The 16,522-nt window shown below is 57.4% G+C and carries 15 protein-coding genes and 1 pseudogene; 9 read left to right on the top strand and 7 right to left on the bottom strand.

Features of this window, described 5'->3' with window-relative positions:
• Nucleotides 1-21: 21 nt before the first annotated feature.
• A complete protein-coding gene (gene miaB / locus QP027_RS06550) occupies nt 22-1,545 on the top strand; it encodes a tRNA (N6-isopentenyl adenosine(37)-C2)-methylthiotransferase MiaB (protein ID WP_284823438.1) in 1,524 nt (507 codons plus the stop codon).
• A gap of 71 nt (nt 1,546-1,616) precedes the next feature.
• A complete protein-coding gene (locus QP027_RS06545) occupies nt 1,617-2,270 on the top strand; it encodes an Rv2732c family membrane protein (protein ID WP_284823437.1) in 654 nt (217 codons plus the stop codon).
• Here the strand turns inward: QP027_RS06545 and QP027_RS06540 are convergent.
• A complete protein-coding gene (locus QP027_RS06540) occupies nt 2,267-3,322 on the bottom strand; it encodes a GNAT family N-acetyltransferase (protein WP_284823436.1) in 1,056 nt (351 codons plus the stop codon). The genes QP027_RS06545 and QP027_RS06540 overlap by 4 nt on opposite strands.
• A complete protein-coding gene (locus QP027_RS06535) occupies nt 3,323-4,678 on the bottom strand; it encodes a DUF349 domain-containing protein (protein ID WP_432418581.1) in 1,356 nt (451 codons plus the stop codon). It abuts the gene before it with no gap.
• A 142-nt stretch (nt 4,679-4,820) separates the two neighbouring features.
• On the opposite strand from QP027_RS06535, the gene QP027_RS06530 reads away from it, so the two are divergent.
• The gene (locus QP027_RS06530) at nt 4,821-5,414 is read left to right on the top strand and encodes a hypothetical protein (RefSeq protein WP_284823434.1); all 594 of its coding nucleotides are present in this window, start codon (nt 4,821-4,823) and stop codon (nt 5,412-5,414) included.
• Nucleotide 5,415: 1 nt separating this feature from the next.
• A complete protein-coding gene (miaA, locus tag QP027_RS06525; RefSeq protein WP_284823433.1) occupies nt 5,416-6,324 on the top strand; it encodes a tRNA (adenosine(37)-N6)-dimethylallyltransferase MiaA in 909 nt (302 codons plus the stop codon).
• Here miaA and QP027_RS06520 read toward each other — a convergent pair.
• Both QP027_RS06520 and QP027_RS06515 read right to left on the bottom strand, forming a co-directional pair.
• A complete protein-coding gene (locus QP027_RS06520) occupies nt 6,321-6,806 on the bottom strand; it encodes a hypothetical protein (RefSeq protein ID WP_284823432.1) in 486 nt (161 codons plus the stop codon). The two genes, miaA and QP027_RS06520, sit on opposite strands and share 4 nt — an antisense overlap.
• Before the next feature lie 44 nt (nt 6,807-6,850).
• Nucleotides 6,851-7,588 (bottom strand): hypothetical protein, encoded by a 738-nt coding sequence (locus QP027_RS06515; protein WP_284823430.1) that lies wholly within the window; start codon nt 7,586-7,588, stop codon nt 6,851-6,853.
• 172 nt (nt 7,589-7,760) lie between these two features.
• On the opposite strand from QP027_RS06515, the gene QP027_RS06510 reads away from it, so the two are divergent.
• From QP027_RS06510 to QP027_RS06490, 5 genes and pseudogenes are all read left to right on the top strand, one after another.
• The gene (locus QP027_RS06510; RefSeq protein WP_284823429.1) at nt 7,761-8,039 is read left to right on the top strand and encodes a FeoA family protein; all 279 of its coding nucleotides are present in this window, start codon (nt 7,761-7,763) and stop codon (nt 8,037-8,039) included.
• A pseudogene (feoB, locus tag QP027_RS06505) lies at nt 8,036-9,944 on the top strand (ferrous iron transport protein B). The gene QP027_RS06510 and the pseudogene feoB overlap by 4 nt, the downstream one beginning before the upstream one ends.
• On the top strand, nt 9,941-10,225 hold the full coding sequence (locus QP027_RS06500; protein WP_284823427.1) for a FeoC-like transcriptional regulator: 285 nt from the start codon (nt 9,941-9,943) through the stop codon (nt 10,223-10,225). The pseudogene feoB and the gene QP027_RS06500 overlap by 4 nt, the downstream one beginning before the upstream one ends.
• 25 nt (nt 10,226-10,250) lie before the next feature.
• Nucleotides 10,251-11,813: a GTPase HflX gene (gene hflX, locus QP027_RS06495; protein ID WP_284823425.1), complete on the top strand. Its 1,563-nt coding sequence runs from the start codon at nt 10,251-10,253 to the stop codon at nt 11,811-11,813.
• On the top strand, nt 11,810-13,102 hold the full coding sequence (locus tag QP027_RS06490) for a uracil-xanthine permease family protein (protein WP_284823423.1): 1,293 nt from the start codon (nt 11,810-11,812) through the stop codon (nt 13,100-13,102). The genes hflX and QP027_RS06490 overlap by 4 nt, the downstream gene beginning before the upstream one ends.
• Nucleotides 13,103-13,185: 83 nt before the next feature.
• Here QP027_RS06490 and QP027_RS06485 read toward each other — a convergent pair whose 3' ends face one another.
• Genes QP027_RS06485 through QP027_RS06475 form a run of 3 tightly spaced genes read right to left on the bottom strand, consistent with a single transcriptional unit; the run spans nt 13,186 to nt 16,499 of the window.
• Nucleotides 13,186-13,455 carry an HPr family phosphocarrier protein gene (locus QP027_RS06485; protein ID WP_284823421.1) on the bottom strand — a complete coding sequence of 90 codons (270 nt, stop codon included), beginning with the start codon at nt 13,453-13,455 and terminating at the stop codon, nt 13,186-13,188.
• A 49-nt stretch (nt 13,456-13,504) separates the two neighbouring features.
• Entirely contained in the window at nt 13,505-15,517 is a 2,013-nt protein-coding gene (locus QP027_RS06480) for a PTS fructose transporter subunit IIABC (RefSeq protein ID WP_284823420.1), read from the bottom strand.
• A gap of 19 nt (nt 15,518-15,536) precedes the next feature.
• A complete protein-coding gene (locus QP027_RS06475; RefSeq protein WP_284823419.1) occupies nt 15,537-16,499 on the bottom strand; it encodes a 1-phosphofructokinase family hexose kinase in 963 nt (320 codons plus the stop codon).
• Nucleotides 16,500-16,522: the final 23 nt, after the last annotated feature.

The raw sequence follows: 16,522 nt of genomic DNA, 5'->3' as shown, positions 1-16,522 counted from the left end.
TGGCAGTTAGAATTCCTCACCGTGGCGCAACAACTAGATTCTCAGTCCCCCAATATTTCTCGCACGTATGAGGTTCGCACATTCGGATGTCAGATGAACGTGCACGACTCTGAGCGGCTTTCCGGCATGCTCGAAGAGGCGGGATACACCGCGGCAGGCGAAACTGCAGAGCCAGATTTGGTCGTATTCAACACCTGCGCCGTGCGAGAAAATGCAGATAAGCGTCTGTACGGCACACTGGGATCTCTTAAGGATGTCAAGGAAAACCATCCTGGGATGCAGATCGCCGTGGGCGGCTGCCTTGCCCAGAAAGACCGTGACGCCGTGGTGCAGAAAGCCCCATGGGTTGATGCTGTCTTTGGTACGCACAATATGGCAGCTCTCCCGACACTTCTGGAGCGCGCACGTCACAACAAAGCAGCCCAAGTAGAAATCGTTGATGCACTGGAGGCCTTCCCGTCGGTCTTGCCTGCTAAGCGAGAGTCGGCTTATGCCGGCTGGGTCTCAATTTCAGTGGGCTGCAACAACACCTGCACGTTCTGCATCGTTCCTTCGCTGCGTGGCAAGGAGGTGGACCGCAGGCCGGGCGATATTTTGGCTGAAGTCCAGGCTCTAGTCGATCAAGGTGTGTCCGAGGTGACTTTGCTTGGTCAAAACGTCAACGCTTATGGGGTTCACTTTGCGGATCCGGAGATGGAACGGGACCGCAGCGCATTCTCCAAGCTGCTGCGTGCATGCGGGGAGATTGAAGGGCTGGAGCGTCTGCGCTTTACGTCTCCTCATCCCGCAGAGTTCACCTCAGATGTCATCGATGCGATGGCTGAAACCCCGAATATTTGCCCGCAGTTGCACATGCCTCTGCAATCGGGATCGGACAAGGTGCTCAAAGACATGCGCCGTTCGTACCGTTCAAAGAAATTCCTGGGCATTCTCGACGAGGTGCGTGAAAAGATTCCGCACGCATCGATCACCACCGACATCATCGTCGGCTTCCCCGGGGAGACAGAGGAAGATTTCCAAGCGACCATGGATGTCGTCGAAAAGGCACGATTTACTAGTGCCTTTACGTTCCAGTACTCGGCGCGTCCCGGCACGCCGGCAGCAGAGATGGAGAACCAGGTCCCCCGTGAGGTCGTGCAAGAGCGATTTGAGCGTCTGGTCGCCCTGCAAGACAGTATTGCGTGGGATGAGAACAAGAAACTCATCGGCGCCGACGTGGAACTACTAGTCCAAGAGGACGGCCGCAAGAACGACAAGACACACCGCATGTCTGGTCGTGCCCGCGATGGACGTTTAGTTCACTTCGGGGTAGAAGGCAACGTTAATGGAGAAATCCGCCCAGGCGACATTGTCCACGTTACGATCACGGAGGCGAAGCCGTTTTTCCTCATTGCTGATTCTGGGATCGCGGAGCACCGTCGTACCAAGGCCGGTGACATGGCAGAGGCCGGCAAAGTTCCGACGACTGCCCCTGTCGGCGTTGGCCTGGGTCTACCAAGTCTTGGTCGTCCCGCGCCGCTTCCAGATGCACCGAGCTGCGGTTAGGTAGATCCAGTGGGGTAGACTCGTGCGCTATATCGAACTTTTGATTCACACGCGAGCGAGGTCGTAATACCGTGAGCACCACTCCACACTCCACTAGCGCAGACGAGGCAGCGAAACTCGCCGACAAAGAGCGCGAAATCGCTGGAAAAATTGACTTCGGCGGTTATCGCTGGGCGATTCTTGCAGCCATAGTGCTTTTCGTATTCTCGCTGATTATTCCATTCGCTGGTGGCGTCAATGGTTTCGAGGTCTTGCTGAACACTCAGTCAGCGAAAGACGCCGGAGTTAAACTTCCCGAGATGCTCTTCGCTTGGATTGGCCTTATCGGCTTGGTGATTGTCGGCAGTATCGGAATCGGGCTTCGAAACTCCACCGCATTCATCATCTCGTGGAGCCTCACCACAATCGCGCTAATCGAGTCTTTGCTCGCACTGTGGCTGCGTCAGACAGATCAGGGCTACGGTACGGCCTTTGGCATCTACCTTGCCATCCTGGCTGTAATAGTCGCGGAAATTTGCTACATCATCGTCGGCACAAGCCGAAATCCCGAACAAGAAGCCATCGCGCGCGAGCGCCAAAAGGTAGACAATATCGACGAAATCGGCGAGGTTCAGCTGTCAGCCACAGAGAACGCTGCAGACAAATTCAGTGGGCCAAATCCGCTGCTTATCGACGACCGCCGCGCCCGCGCTGCCGAACGCCACCGGAGGCCGGACAACAGCTAGAGTTTCTGCCACGCTGTCGTCGCTGAGATCACTTCCTCGCCAAGCTCCTTGTTCAGATGGGAGATTTCTTTGGAAGCGGCGGGGTAGGAGGTATACCCAACGCTTACCTCTGGCCATCGCTTCCGAGCTTCTTGGATGGCGGCCATCATAACCTTGCGCCCGAATCCTCGGCCACGGAAGCCGTCCAAAACATAGGTAGCTCCCAGTTCGATTACCGACTCTTCCGCACCCGCAAACCGCATCACCTCGCTGAACGCAACTACATGGCCACCGACCACGTCGTATGCGGTGATTTGCTCGCCACCTTTGTCACGCAGACGCTTCGAAGCATCGATAATGCGCTGGGGCGACCACGCGATCGTGTCCAGTATGAGCTCCCCACGGGGAAGCCCAGCCGATGCGGCGGTATACAGAGTGGCCATCTCGTGCGCTACTGAGTCGGGAAACTTTAGGTCATAAGCGAGATGAGCCTGCGCAACGGCATCGGCAAGCCGCACTTTGGCCTGTAGCTCAGTAAAAGCTCGACGGTAACCTGCAGACTCTATCTCGCGAGGACAAGCCACACCCGGGGAATGGGTTACCCACACCTGGCGGATGTGGCGTTGAAGTTTGGCCGATAGGTCGTCGACAAGCGATAGCGACGCCTCCCATGCATCAGATGCCTCCTCGGACCACTCGCCGGGCAAAGGAGCGATAGAAGCATCGAGGGTGATATTTGCTTCGAGGACTCGCAAGTCTTCTAACAAGGGCAGCGAAATGAACACCCACGCGCTGGCATCGACATCAGGACCGCCGCCGGTAGAAGGGATCTCGGGAAAGCCGAAAGCCCCGGTTTGTCGGGGTCCCACGGGCGTGGTGCACAACGCGAAGAGGAAGGCGTCGGACTCCGCGGAACCGGATAGGCGTGTGGCCACGCGCGAGGCAGAAGTTCCTGAGGTGAAATCACATGTGATGTCTTGGACAGCTAGCGTCCCCGAAAACGCGTACTGATTCAGAGCAGAAGAAGCGCCCGCCCCACGGGTAGGGCGGGCGAGGACTACAGGGTGCAGCATCTACTGTTCGTTGACAGCCTTGGCGGCGACGTCTGCGAACTCTTGCCATTGCTTTGCCTGCTCGCGAAGTTCCGCAGCCTTCTTCTCCTTGCCGGCTGCAGCTGCCTTTTCAGCTTGGGCTGTCAAGTCGTCGGCTTTGTTCTGGAACTGGTCCACGCGAGCCTGAGCCTCAGGATCGGTACGGCGCCAGCGCGATTCTTCTTCGTCGGCAATGCGCTTTTCTACAGCAGCGATCTTGTCCTCGTACTCGCGTACCTTTCCGCGAGGGACAAAACCGATCTCCTCCCATTTCTCCTGCAGCTCGCGAAGCTTGTTCTTTGCCTGCTGGAGGCCCTTGGACGGATCGATCTGCTCGTCATACTCGGCAAGGAGTGCGTCTTTCGCCTTGGCGTTGTCTTCAAACTCACGGTCGCGCTCGTCGTTGACAGCGTTGCGTGCGTTGAAGAAGTGATCCTGAGCCGCACGGAACTGAGTCCATAGTTTGTCGTCGTCGCCACGAGGCGCCCGACCGGCCGCCTTCCACTCGGTCATGAGGTCACGGTAGGCTCGCGCGGTCTCGTTCCAATCGGTGGAATCTTGCAGGGCTACTGCGCGCTCGACAAGCTCTTCCTTCTTCTTCTTCGCCGATGCCCGGGTTCGATCGAGTTCAGCAAAGTGAGAGCCACGGCGACGATTGAATGCGTCTCGCGCGCGGGAATAGCGCTTCCACAACTGGTCGTCGGTCTTGCGATCGATGCCGCGGATTGTCTTCCACTCGTCCAGGATCGCGCGGATTCGGTCGCCAGCGGTCTTCCATTCGGTGGAGTTTTCGGCGATGTCCTCTGCCTCGGTTGCGAGTTCTTCCTTGCGGGCAATCGCAGCTGCACGTCGTTCGGCCTTGGCTTCCTTCGCCTTCTCGCCGGCCTCGTCGGACTCGTCGATAATTGTTGCAAGGCGCTTATCCAAGCCGTCGAGGTCTCCGATGACGGTGGCTTCTGGCAAAGTTTCCCGGATTTGCTGCGCAGAATCGCGGATCGAGGCTGCATCGTCAGGGTGTGCGGTGAGACGAGCTTCGAGCAGCTCGACTTCGGTGGCAAGATCGTCAAAACGTTGCCCGTAGTGAGCTAAGCCTTCCTCGGGAGTGCCAGCCTGCCATGAGCCGATGGTGCGCTCGGTGCCGTTTTGGGTGACGTAGACAGTACCGTCGTCGTCAATGCGTCCAAACTTGGATGGGTCGGTCTTGGGTGGTGCTTGAACTGGCACCGGCGATGGAGTCGGACGTTGTGATTCCTGACCTGGACGCGGCCCAGGCTTTGGTGTTTTGCCCGGCATTGCGGCGGGGCTCGGGCGACCTGGGGTAGGCGAAGGAGTAGTCATCGGGGTCCGTCCTTAATTTCTCGTATTGCCGCGCGACACGGCTGCCATATTGTTTTACAAACATACCGCTAATCTTCGTGCCGTGTCTTGTAAAGCCTGGGAAAAGGTTGTTCCATCCCCCCATTTCGCTAGGGTTGGATAGGTGATCGATTCTTTCAGTCCTAACCTGCTGGTTATCCCGGGGAGTCCCGCTTTGGTGCGAGAGCTTTCGCCCGGCGATGTCGCAGGTGCGCGACTGCTGAGCTCGGCGCGTGCCATTGCCAACGCATGGGATCCGACGCGCGCCGTTGAAGCAGTCGGAAGCTCTGATATTCGGTGGCGAACGGCACTGACGGGATCCTTTCACGCATGGGGCGCCGACGTCCGCGTAGGCCACGGCCACGACCTCGCCGAGTTGCTGGCCCGTTATGTCGTCGGAAATGTCACATCGTTTCGCTCGACGCTGCTTCCGTTGAACCCGGCCGCGTTGACAGTGGTGGTGTTGGATGGGCCTGCAGGTCTGACGGACCGGGCGCCACTTGCGTTACTCGATGACGCCCCTAGCTGTCACGAAGAGCTGAAAGCCGTGTTATCGGGTGGGGCAGTGGAGCTTGACGAGGAAGAGCTTCGCCACGCCGGGGTTATCGAGCCAACTCTGTGGCTGCAGTTGGCCAGTCTTAGCCCAAGGCAGGCAAAACTTGTTGCTAGTGATGAAAGTTTAGGAGTCGGTCGCTATGTGGCGGCTTGGGAGGTCTGAGGTGAATACACCGATAGCAGTTGTTGGTCCAACTGCTTCAGGAAAATCGGCGCTAGGAATCGCGTTAGCGCATGAGCTTGATGGCGAAATCGTCAACGTCGATTCCATGCAGCTGTATAAGGGCATGGATATCGGCACGGCTAAGCTGCCGGTGGAAGAGCGCGAAGGTATCCCGCACCACTTGCTCGATATTTGGGATGTCACCAAAACGGCTAGCGTGGCCGAGTACCAATCTCTCGCAGTGCGCACCGTTGAACAGATCCAGTCACGTGGAAAGACCCCCATTATGGTGGGCGGATCCATGTTGTATGTGCAGTCGCTGATCGACGCATGGGAGTTCCCGCCCACCAATCCACGAGTCCGGGCTACCTACGAAGCCCGCCTTGAAGAAATCGGCATCGACCTTCTTCACGACGAACTCGCAGCAATCGATCCCGAAGCCGCCGCGATCATCGAGGACAAAGATCCGCGCCGCACAGTTCGCGCACTGGAAGTCATCCAACTTACCGGGAAACCGTTCCAGGCTTCACAACCGCCTAAGGACGCCCCGCCCCGCTGGAACACCACTCTTGTCGGTCTACGTACGCACACTGATTGGCTAAACCCACGCATCGAGTTGCGCACCCAACAAATGTTCTCAAATGGACTTGTTGGTGAAGTGCGCTCGCTTGTCGACGATTGCGGGCTCGTCGCCGATTCGACTGCGGGCCGGGCGATTGGATACGCCCAGGTCCTCGATGTGTTTGCAGGAAAGCTCACCGAGGAGGAAGCCGTAGAAAAGACGGTTATCGGGACTCGGCGTTATGTTCGTCGTCAACGCTCTTGGTTCAACCGAGATAAGCGCATTGAGTGGTTGGATGCCACAGATGGCAACCTGGTGAGCGAGGCGCTCGATTTGGTCCAGAGCTAGGTGCCTGGGCCCAGCCGTTTGGCAGCGCGACGTGCGTCGGCCCACGCGAGTGAAAGCTCCGCTGCGCGCTCGTCGGTGACCGCAATCAGCTTTTCCAGAGAAGCTCTATCAAGCGATGGATCTTCAATGTGGTAATCCAATCGAGAGACAAAACGGCGCGCAGCGGCGACGCGTAATTGAAACTCCTCGATTGCCGGCACTGTTGATGATTGTTCCGCCAGGGCCGGGAAATGCAATGTACGATCCGCGATGGCTTCAGTTGTTGTCCCGAGCAGCAATGTGTCGTAGGCCTGAATGATATCGGCAACGTCATCGCGCGCGATGGTCAGCGAGGCGCGCAGGCTGGCGATTTCGGGATCGTTACCTTGGGGCAGGGTGAGAAAAAAGGTAATCGTGGCGATGAGCAAGGACGCGATGAGGCCGAGGAGCCCAAAGCGCGAGGTAAGCAGAATACCCACGACGATAACGAGGGTAACCACCATGACCTTTGTCAAATCCTTACGCGGCGCCATGACAACTTAACTACCTAGCTTCCGCAGCCGCACGAACCGCCACAGCCACCGCCACCGCAACCTGCAGGAGCGATGAGCGCGCCGGTAAGTAGTGCGGTTCCAGCCACGACTGAGTCGCGCTCAGGCAAATCGCCGTCTGGCAGGCACACGTCGAATGGGAAAGCGCCATCCACACTCACGTGGATGAAGCGCTGGCCGGTGAGCTGGTTGTTTCGGTATTCCGCCTCCAAGACTCGAGCGGAGAAGGAAGCGGAGGCATCAGGAACAATGGAACCGCTGCCTGCAGAAACCGCCTGAGCGCCTTCGGACAAGATCATGCCCAAGACACCGCCGGTGGCTTGGAGATATGCATCAACCGATTCGTAGCGCTGAACATCGATTGCTAGGGCAGTAACTCCCATTTCTTGCCACTGCTGAGTTGGCTCGTCGGCGATGAGCGGACCCTGGGCGAGGTTGACCGTAACGCTGGTGATGACGTTTCCATGCGGATCAATGATGTCGCAGTAGGCAACGACATCATTGAGCATGGTGACGTGGGCGTAGGTGCGGGTGGTCGAGTCGAATCCAGCGTAGGTCGCAAACGGTTCAACGGCCAAGATGTTGATTTGGGCACCCGAGCCGTCGTTGAACTGAATCAACTGACCGCCGCGGACCTCTCCGACAACTGCGAGGTGGTTGGTAGCAATTGCAGCTTCAACTGCGTCCTGCCATTTGTCGTACATCAGACCGATGCTCTTTAGATCACTACTCATGGGTTGATACTCTACCGCTTGGAGGGGGAGAAGAGAACCACTGGCCTGTGAGAATGCTCTTGTTGCAGACCAATTTGAAAAGGATCTTGTGCCCGCACATTTGCGAGGAGTAAGGTTAGCCTAACCAAGATAGGAATTTTACCTATCGCAGAGATATGGAAAGGCTACTCCCATGGCGAAAGCATCGGTGAGCAATGAACAGCCTGACCAAGCCATGGGTTTGGTACGACTGGCCCAACTGAAAGCGGGCGAGACTGCGATTCTGCGCGTCGTCGATAAGCAGGTGGCCCCGAAGTACGCACGTAGACTGGCTCATTTGGGGCTTCGCGAGGGCTCTACAATCACCGTCGATCAGCTTTCAAGCGGAAGTAGCGTTGTGATTACTAGTGGACGCTCCCGGTATTGTCTGGATCGCGCGACCTCCCAGGCATTGCTGGTGGCGGTGCAGTGAAAGATGCCTCTTGTCACTCCAACGCGCTGCGTGGCGCGAAGGAGGGGAGCCCAACCATCGCCTTAATTGGAGCGCCCAACTCGGGAAAATCCACTTTATTTAACGCCCTCACCGGCGCGAAAGTACAAATGGGCAACTGGCCGGGCACATCCGTGGAGATTTCGCGTGGTGCCTGGCGCACAGGGCGAGAAGAGTACGATGTGATCGACTTTCCCGGCGCGTACTCGCTAGATCCCGTCAGCCCCGACGAGGCGTTCACCCGTCGCATGGTGGTGGAGTGTAATCCGCAGGAAGCGCCTGACCTCATCGTTGTCGTCTTGGACGCTGCAAATATCGCACGTGGGTTGTTCATGGTGGCACAGTTGCAAGAGCAATCTGCGCCAGTGGTAATCGCATTGACTAAACAAGACGTGGCTGCCAAGCACGGTGTCAGCGTTGATCCAGAAGCACTGTCACGGGCAACCGGTTGCGCCGTAATCCCCGTCAATCCTCGTCGCCCCAGCGAAGACATCGCCGAGCTAGGCAAGGTCTTAGAAAACCCGCCCGCGTGGCAGCCACAAGCGCTTGCCGATGACGGCGAACGATTCACCTGGGTTGCCCATGTGCTAGAAAGCGCAACCACCGAGGTCGAGGTGCCCCTGTCGGCGTCAGAGCGGATCGACAAGATTATTCTGCAGCCGGTCCTTGGTCCACTGATCTTCCTGGGCGTGATGTGGGTCGTATTCCAGATCACGACAACAGTGGCGGCACCGTTTCAAGACTGGATGGACAGGCTCTTTGCAGGTCCCGTGAGTAACGTGGCATTGGCACTGCTGAGCTGGGCTCCGCGATGGCTCCAAGCGTTTGTTACCGACGGTCTCATCGCCGGCGTGGGCACCGTTCTCACCTTCGCACCGCTGATGGCCTTGATGTTTATTTGCCTCGCCGTGCTGGAAGACTCTGGCTACATGGCCCGCGCCGCCGTCATCACCGATCGGACGATGAAGCTCATGGGGTTGCCGGGCAAAGCATTCATCCCACTCGTCGTTGGCTTCGGGTGCAATGTCCCCGCCATCTCTGCGACGCGTGTGTTGGGGCATCCTCACCAGCGGATCCTGACCGCACTATTGATTCCCTTTTACCTCCTGCACTGCACGATTAGCGGTGTACGTGATGCTTGCATCGACGTTCTTCCCAGCGCATGCCGGCAGTGTCGTGTTCTTGATGTATGTAATCTCCATCGCATTTGTCATCGCAGTCGGTATGGCGTTGCGGACAACAATATGGCGTGCGATGGGCAGCGAACCCCTCATCATCGATTTGCCTGACTACCAGATCCCAACCGTGGGACTCGTTGCCAAGTCGATGTGGCTGCGCCTGCGAGGTTTCCTCCAGACGGCAGGAGGCATCATCGTGGCCTGCGTAGTTGCGGTGTTCATTTTGCAATCCACACCGGTAGTTGCAGGAATGAGTTTTGCTGATGAGGAATTAGCCGTGGAAGATTCCGCCTATGCTCAAGTCGCCGACACGGTGGCGCCTGTGTTCACTCCGGCCGGTTTTGGGTCATGGTCGCTCACAGGTCCTTTGATCACAGGCTTTCTTGCCAAAGAGGCAGTAATCTCGACGTGGGCGCAGACCTACGCGCTGGACGATCCATCGGACGCTGCGCCTCGCGAGCAAGGAACATCGCCATTGGCCGACGCTGTGCGTGAAGACTTCGCAGCGACATCGGGCGGGCATACCATCGCTGCGGTGTGGGCATTCATGATCTTCCTGTTGGCATACACGCCTTGCGTCGCAACAATCGCTGCTCAACGACGCGAAATTGGCTGGCGTTGGACGCTCACCGGTCTAGTCATGCAGCTTGTGCTTTCCTGGTGCGTGGCTGTAGCAGTATTCCAAGTACTCAAGATGGTGCTGCCATGACTTCGCCGATCGACCAGGTGCGCCAAGCACTGAATGATGGGGCATCAACGCGCAGTTCTATTGCTAGAACCACGGGTCTTTCCCGTCTCCTCGTCGACGCGGTTTTGGATCACATGCTCGCAACCGGCTCCCTCGAGCGCGAGGTGCAGCCCACCGCATGCTCGGGGCGTTGTACGGGATGCGAGCTTATCGACGAGCACACTGGCTCTTGTCACACTGCGAAAGCTGATCGCAATGGCCTTGTCGTTTTGCGCCTGGCAACCCCTCATTTCCCTGCATAACGGGCACATGGAACAATAGAGGGCAATGACAAAATCTTCTGATGAACAACAACCGCTGACTCACGACGAGCTATTGGAGCAAGCCTTTCGCTTCAACGCCCCTCAGCCGGATCCCGCCGATGAGCCCGGGATTGATCTAAGCGATCTCATCTCATCGACACCTACGGTAGGCGATCTCGATCTTGCTGAGCGCAACGCTTTTCGACGAGTCGAGCGCGGCGAGAACGTCGGTGCCCAAGATGCGGAAGACATCTACGAGGTCGAGTACCGCAAGCTGCGTCTGGAGCAAGTCATCCTGGTCGGCGTGTGGACCGAGGGCACGACCGCCGAAGTCGAAGCCAACATGAACGAGCTGGCCGCGCTGGCAGAAACGGCCGGAGCCCATGTTGTCGAGCTGCTCTATCAAAAGCGCGACAAGCCTGATCCCGGAACCTATATTGGCTCGGGCAAGGTGCGCGATCTGCGCGACATCGTGGAATCAACCGGCGCGGATACCGTTATTTTCGACGGTGAGCTATCTCCTGGCCAGCTTGTCACGCTGGAAGAAGAGCTCAAGACCAAGGTGATTGACCGCACCATGCTGATCTTGGATATCTTTGCCCAGCACGCGAAATCCAAAGAGGGTAAAGCCCAGGTATCGCTGGCGCAGATGCAGTACCTCTACACACGTACCCGCGGTTGGGGTACAAGTCTGTCGCGTCAGGCGGGCGGCCGAGCGGGTTCGAACGGCGGCGTGGGTCTGCGTGGTCCGGGTGAAACGCGGATCGAGGCGGATCGTCGTCGCCTGCGCACAGACATGGCGAAGATCCGCAAGGAACTCGCGGCAATGAAGACTGCGCGTGAGATTAAGCGTGCACGACGCAGCAGGTCAACCCTGCCAAAGATCGCAATCGCTGGTTACACCAACGCGGGTAAGTCGTCGCTGATTAATGCGATGACAGACGCAGGCGTTCTCGTCGAAGACGCGCTGTTCGCCACGCTGGATCCGACTACGCGCAAGGCCCAACTGGCCGATGGTCGCTCGGTCGTGATGACCGACACGGTCGGGTTTGTCCGTCACCTGCCGACCCAGCTCATCGAGGCATTCAAGTCGACCCTGGAAGAAGTTCTCGGAGCAGACTTGATGCTCCATGTGGTGGACGGCTCAGATCCATTCCCGTTGAAGCAAATCGACGCGGTGAACACGGTGATTTCGGAGATCGTTCGGGAGACAGGTGAGGAAGCTCCGCCGGAGATCATCGTGGTGAACAAGATTGACAAGGCTGACCCATTGACCTTGGCGGAAGTTCGCCACGCCTTGGCAGAGAGCCACAATGTGGTCTTTGTCTCTGCAGTCACGCACGAAGGCATCGATGAACTTGAAGCGCGCATCGAGCAGTTTATCAACACCCTCGATGCTCACGTCGAGATGCTTGTTCCATATACCAGGGGAGATGTCGTTTCCCGGATTCATGAAGAAGGAACAGTAAGACGCGAAGCCTACGAGGCCGAAGGCACGCTTCTCGACGTTCGGCTGCCGCGCGTCCTGGCAGAACAATACGAAGAATTTGTTGTCGATGCAGTGGACGCGGATAATGAAGCTCTGTGAGCAAACTTCTCGGCTGGACAATCCACGGCGACGGTAAACGAATTCAACCTGGGGCAGTGGTGGCCCCCGAAGAGCGGCTGAGCTGGCCGCGCACCATCGGTATTGGCATGCAACACGTTGTCGCCATGTTCGGCGCGACCTTGCTAGTGCCTACGCTTACCGGATTCCCGGTGAACACAACATTGTTGTTTTCCGGGCTGGGCACGATCATCTTCTTACTTATCACTCGTAATCGGCTGCCTTCCTATTTGGGCTCGTCGTTTGCGTTCATCGCTCCTCTGACCGCTTCGGCGCAATATGGAATGCCGGCGCAGATCGGTGGTGTCTTTGTCACCGGTCTAGCACTGATTGCGGTGGGCTTTTTGGTGAAATGGGCAGGAAAACGCGTCATCGATGCAGTAATGCCACCAGCTGTAACTGGTGCCATTGTCGCCCTGATCGGCTTCAACCTAGCCCCCACAGCGGTGGCCAACGTGGAGGCTCAGCCACTGGTAGCCGCGATTACATTGATCACAATCCTGGTATTCACCGTTGCCACCCGAGGCATGGCAACCCGCTTGTCCATTCTGATCGGCGTGGTCGTCGGATGGGTTTTTGCAGCGGTCTCCGGCAACTTGGCCGACGGTGCCGCCGAGACGATTCGGCAGGCACAGTGGATCGGCTTGCCAGAATTCCATACTCCTGAGTTCAACCTGTCGGCAATCCTGGTGACCTTGCCTGTCATCGTTGTGCTGATTGCTGAAAATGTCGGCCACGTCAAAGCCGTCTCCGAGATGACTGGTCGAGACTTGGACGATCTCGCCGGCGACGCGCTGATTGGAGACGGTATCGCGACCACGTTGGCAGGCGGCTTCGGCGGTTCAGGAACGACCACCTATGCGGAGAACATCGGAGTCATGGCAGCGACGCGAGTGTATTCAACGGCTGCTTATTGGGTCGCAGCGATCTTCGCTATTGCGCTGGCTTTCATTCCGAAGTTTGGAGCTTTGATTTTTACAATCCCTACCGGAGTGTTGGGTGGGGCCTGCTTGGTTTTGTACGGGCTGATCGGCATGCTGGGTGTGCGAATCTGGCAGGACAATAATGTGAATTTCAACAACCCGGTCAACCTAACTGCCGCTGCCGTCGCGATGGTTGTAGGCATCGGCAACCTTTCCCTGACCGTCGGAAATGTCCCGCTGGAGGGCATCGCACTTGGCTCTGTCGGTATCATCATTTTGTACCCGATCATGAAGTGGGCCTACACCACCGTCGGTGAAGGACAACGCAACGCAAAGTTTTATAACTGACACGAGTAATTGACCTCCTGATACGAAAAACCCCGATACCACCTGTGCAAGGCGGTACCGGGGTTCGTCGTTAAGCGAGGTGATTACTCAGCGTCGAGGTCTTTCTCGATCAAAGCAGCGATTGCCTCGACAGCTTCTGCATTATCGGAGGTGACGACGACCTCGTCGCCTTGCTCTGCACCCATCGACATAATCATCAGGGAGGAAGCCGCGTCGGTTTCGTCCTCGTCCTCGTCGCCAACCAGGGTCAGGATGATTTCGTCGTCGTATTCTGCTGCCGCATCAGCGATAATCGTTGCTGGGCGAGCGTGTAGGCCGACAGAGGAGCCGACTTTTACTGTTTTGGAAGCCATGTTAAGAGTCCTTTCAATCGAAATGAAGTGAAATCCAGTGTAGTGATTTTTACGCTGCGACCGCTGCTGCTTGTTCGACAGCCTTGTTAGGCCACAACTGTTTTGCCGCGATGACCGCAACCGCCGAGACGATTACGCCGACAACCAAAGCGATGAGCATTCCCCACCAAGGTTCGATAGCGAAGATCACGAAGATACCGCCGTGAGGGGCGCGAGAGCCGACACCGAGGGCCATGGAGACTGCACCAGCGGCAGCACCGCCCAGCATCATTGAAGGAATCACGCGGAATGGATCAGCCGCGGCGAACGGAATCGCACCCTCTGACACAAACGAGAGGCCTAGCAGCCATGCCGACTTGCCGTTTTCTTGCTCCGCAGGGGTGAATAGGTTCTTGCGAAGGAATGTTGCGATGGAGAGGGCGATTGGTGGAACCATGCCGGTGATCATGACCGCAGCCATGATTTCAAAGCTGGCTTGAGTACCGGCGGACAGACCGGCGGTGCCGAACAGGTACGCTGCCTTGTTCACTGGGCCACCGAGATCGAAGCACATCATCAGGCCAATGATGATGCCCAGAAGGATTGCGGAAGAGCCACTCATCGAGGATAGCCAATTAGTCAGCCCGGTCATGATTCCCTCGAGCGGACGGCCGAGCAAGAAAAACATGATCAGGCCGACGATCAGGGAAGTGAGCAACGGAATGATCACGACAGGCATCAGCGAGCGTAGCCAGCTTGGGACCTTCCAGTTACCAATCCAGTATGCGATCAGGCCTGCGAGAATACCGGTGATCAGACCACCGATGAAGCCCGCGCCAAGCAAGACGGAGATTGCGCCACCCACAAAGCCCGGTGCGATACCCGGACGACCCGCAAGCGAATATGCGGTGTAGCCGGACAAAGCGGCCACAACGAAGCCCATAGCCTGTTGTCCGATCGCAAAGAGAACTGCGCCGACATACAGTGCAATGCCAGAGCGGTCGAACGTCATCGCCTCGCCATCGACCATGACTTCGTTCCCAGGCAAGTTGGTAAATGAGTGCCCGGTAGCGATTGCTTGCCAACCGTTAGCCATATCGTATCCACCGACCAGGAAACCAAGGGCGAGCAGCAGACCACCGGCCGCGACGAATGGCACCATGTAAGAGACACCAGTCATTACTGCCTGTTGGATGCGCTTTGGCCAACTTTCGTTGGCGGCGGTAGAAGATTGGGTGGATTCTGTGCCCGCTGCTTGAACTCGACGAGCTTGTGGATCTTTCGCTGCGGCAACCGCCTCATCGAGCATCGCGTCCGGTTCATTGATTCCGCGCTTCACCGGCGTCTGGATCACGGGCTTGCCCGCGAAACGAGCCTTGTCCCGCACGGCAACATCGGTTGCAAAGATAACGGCATCTGCATCCTTGATGACCTGAGGGTCCAAAGGCTCAACACCCGATGAACCCTGTGTCTCAACGTGGAATTCGATGTCGTCACGTTTTGCAGCTGCTTGAGCAAGTGAATCGGCTGCCATATAGGTGTGAGCGATTCCGGTCGGGCACGATGTCACAGCGACAATTCGTGTCACATCGGCTTTGGTCACTGGTGCTGCATCCTTGGGCTTCTTTTCGGCGTTCACCACGGCGAGGACTTCGTCGACAAGCTCTTGCTCGGATGATGCGTTTCGCAGCTTGTCGACGAAGTCACCGCGGACCAAAGCTCGTGCGAGTTTGGACAGAATCTTCATATGCTCTTTGCCGCCGCCAGCCGGTGCAGCGATGAGGAATACTAGGTCAGCATCCCCGTCGGGGCCTGCGAAATCGACTGGCTGCGCAAGCCGAGCGAAAGCGAGAGTGGGTTCCTGGACGGATTCGGAACGGCAATGGGGGATTGCGACACGACCGTTAACACCGGTGCCTGCCTTGGCTTCGCGCTCTTGGGCATCAGCTGCGAGCGAGGAAGCTTCGGTGGCACGGCCGCTGTCAGCGACGAGTTGGGCCAGTTGGGCGATGACTTCGTTGGGTGTTGATCCCATCTTGGCATCGAGCCTGACCAGCTCTGGGGTGATGAGGTTTGAATTCATGGCGAGAGTCCTTATTGAATTAGAGTTGAGAAACGATTGTTTGGGAGATATTGGCTTGTTCCCGGGTAGGAATTTCAGTGCCGGGCAGCCCAGCTGCTGCGGAACCATAGGCCACGGCGAGTCGAAGACATTCCGGAAATTCCAGGCCTGACACACGGCCAATGAGGTAGCCAGCTAGGGAGCTATCGCCTGCGCCGACTGTGGAATGAACTTCTGTTGGAGGTGGGGTTGCAGACCATGCACCTTCGCGGGTGACTAAGCATGCTCCTGCGCCGCCGAGGGTGATCAGTAACTCGTCGATGCCAGCGGCGAGGAGTTGTTTTCCGGCTTCAAAAACGGGAATGAAGTCGCCTGCCTCAGCCGAGGCTTCTAACGCATAACCGTCGTCACCGGTAAGTTGAGCTACCTCAAACGCATTCGGTTTGAGCACGTTTGGGGCACTGGTTCGGAGTTGCTGGCCTAGTTGAACTAGAGGGTCATCGGATGTGTCTACGGCGATGAGCAGAGCCGGGTTTTGGCTGCGTAGCATCTTGACAAGTTGTGGGTACCAGTCCACTGGAGCACCTGGTGGCAAAGAGCCAGCGAGGACTACGGCTCTAGCGTCTGCCGATGCGGTAAGAAGTTGGTCTGCGAGGCGTTGTACGTCTGCGGGGATGAGGGGCGCACCGAGTTCGTTTACCTTTGTTGTTGTGCCGTCGGGCTCGGTGATTGCAGTGTTTGTGCGCACATTTCCCTGGACCGCTACGGGCATGAGCGGAATATTGCTCGCGTTGGCCAAATTGACAAAAGTGTCTGTGGGTGCGGCAGGGACTAAGGCCGTGGTTTCTACTCCGGCTTTAACCAGAGCGTGCGAAACGTTGACGCCTTTGCCACCTGGATTTCGGAGTGCTTGAGACGGTCGATGTACTTCACCACGGCTGAGTGGTTCATCGATGACAAGCGTGGCGTCTATTGCCGGGTTTGGTGTGAAAGTCAGGATCATTGAAGATACTCCCAACGTAAATT

Source organism: Corynebacterium breve (genome assembly GCF_030252165.1).
In the GTDB taxonomy this organism is placed as follows: Bacteria; Actinomycetota; Actinomycetes; order Mycobacteriales; family Mycobacteriaceae; genus Corynebacterium; species Corynebacterium breve.
This window is presented reverse-complemented; position numbering and strand designations above follow the sequence as displayed.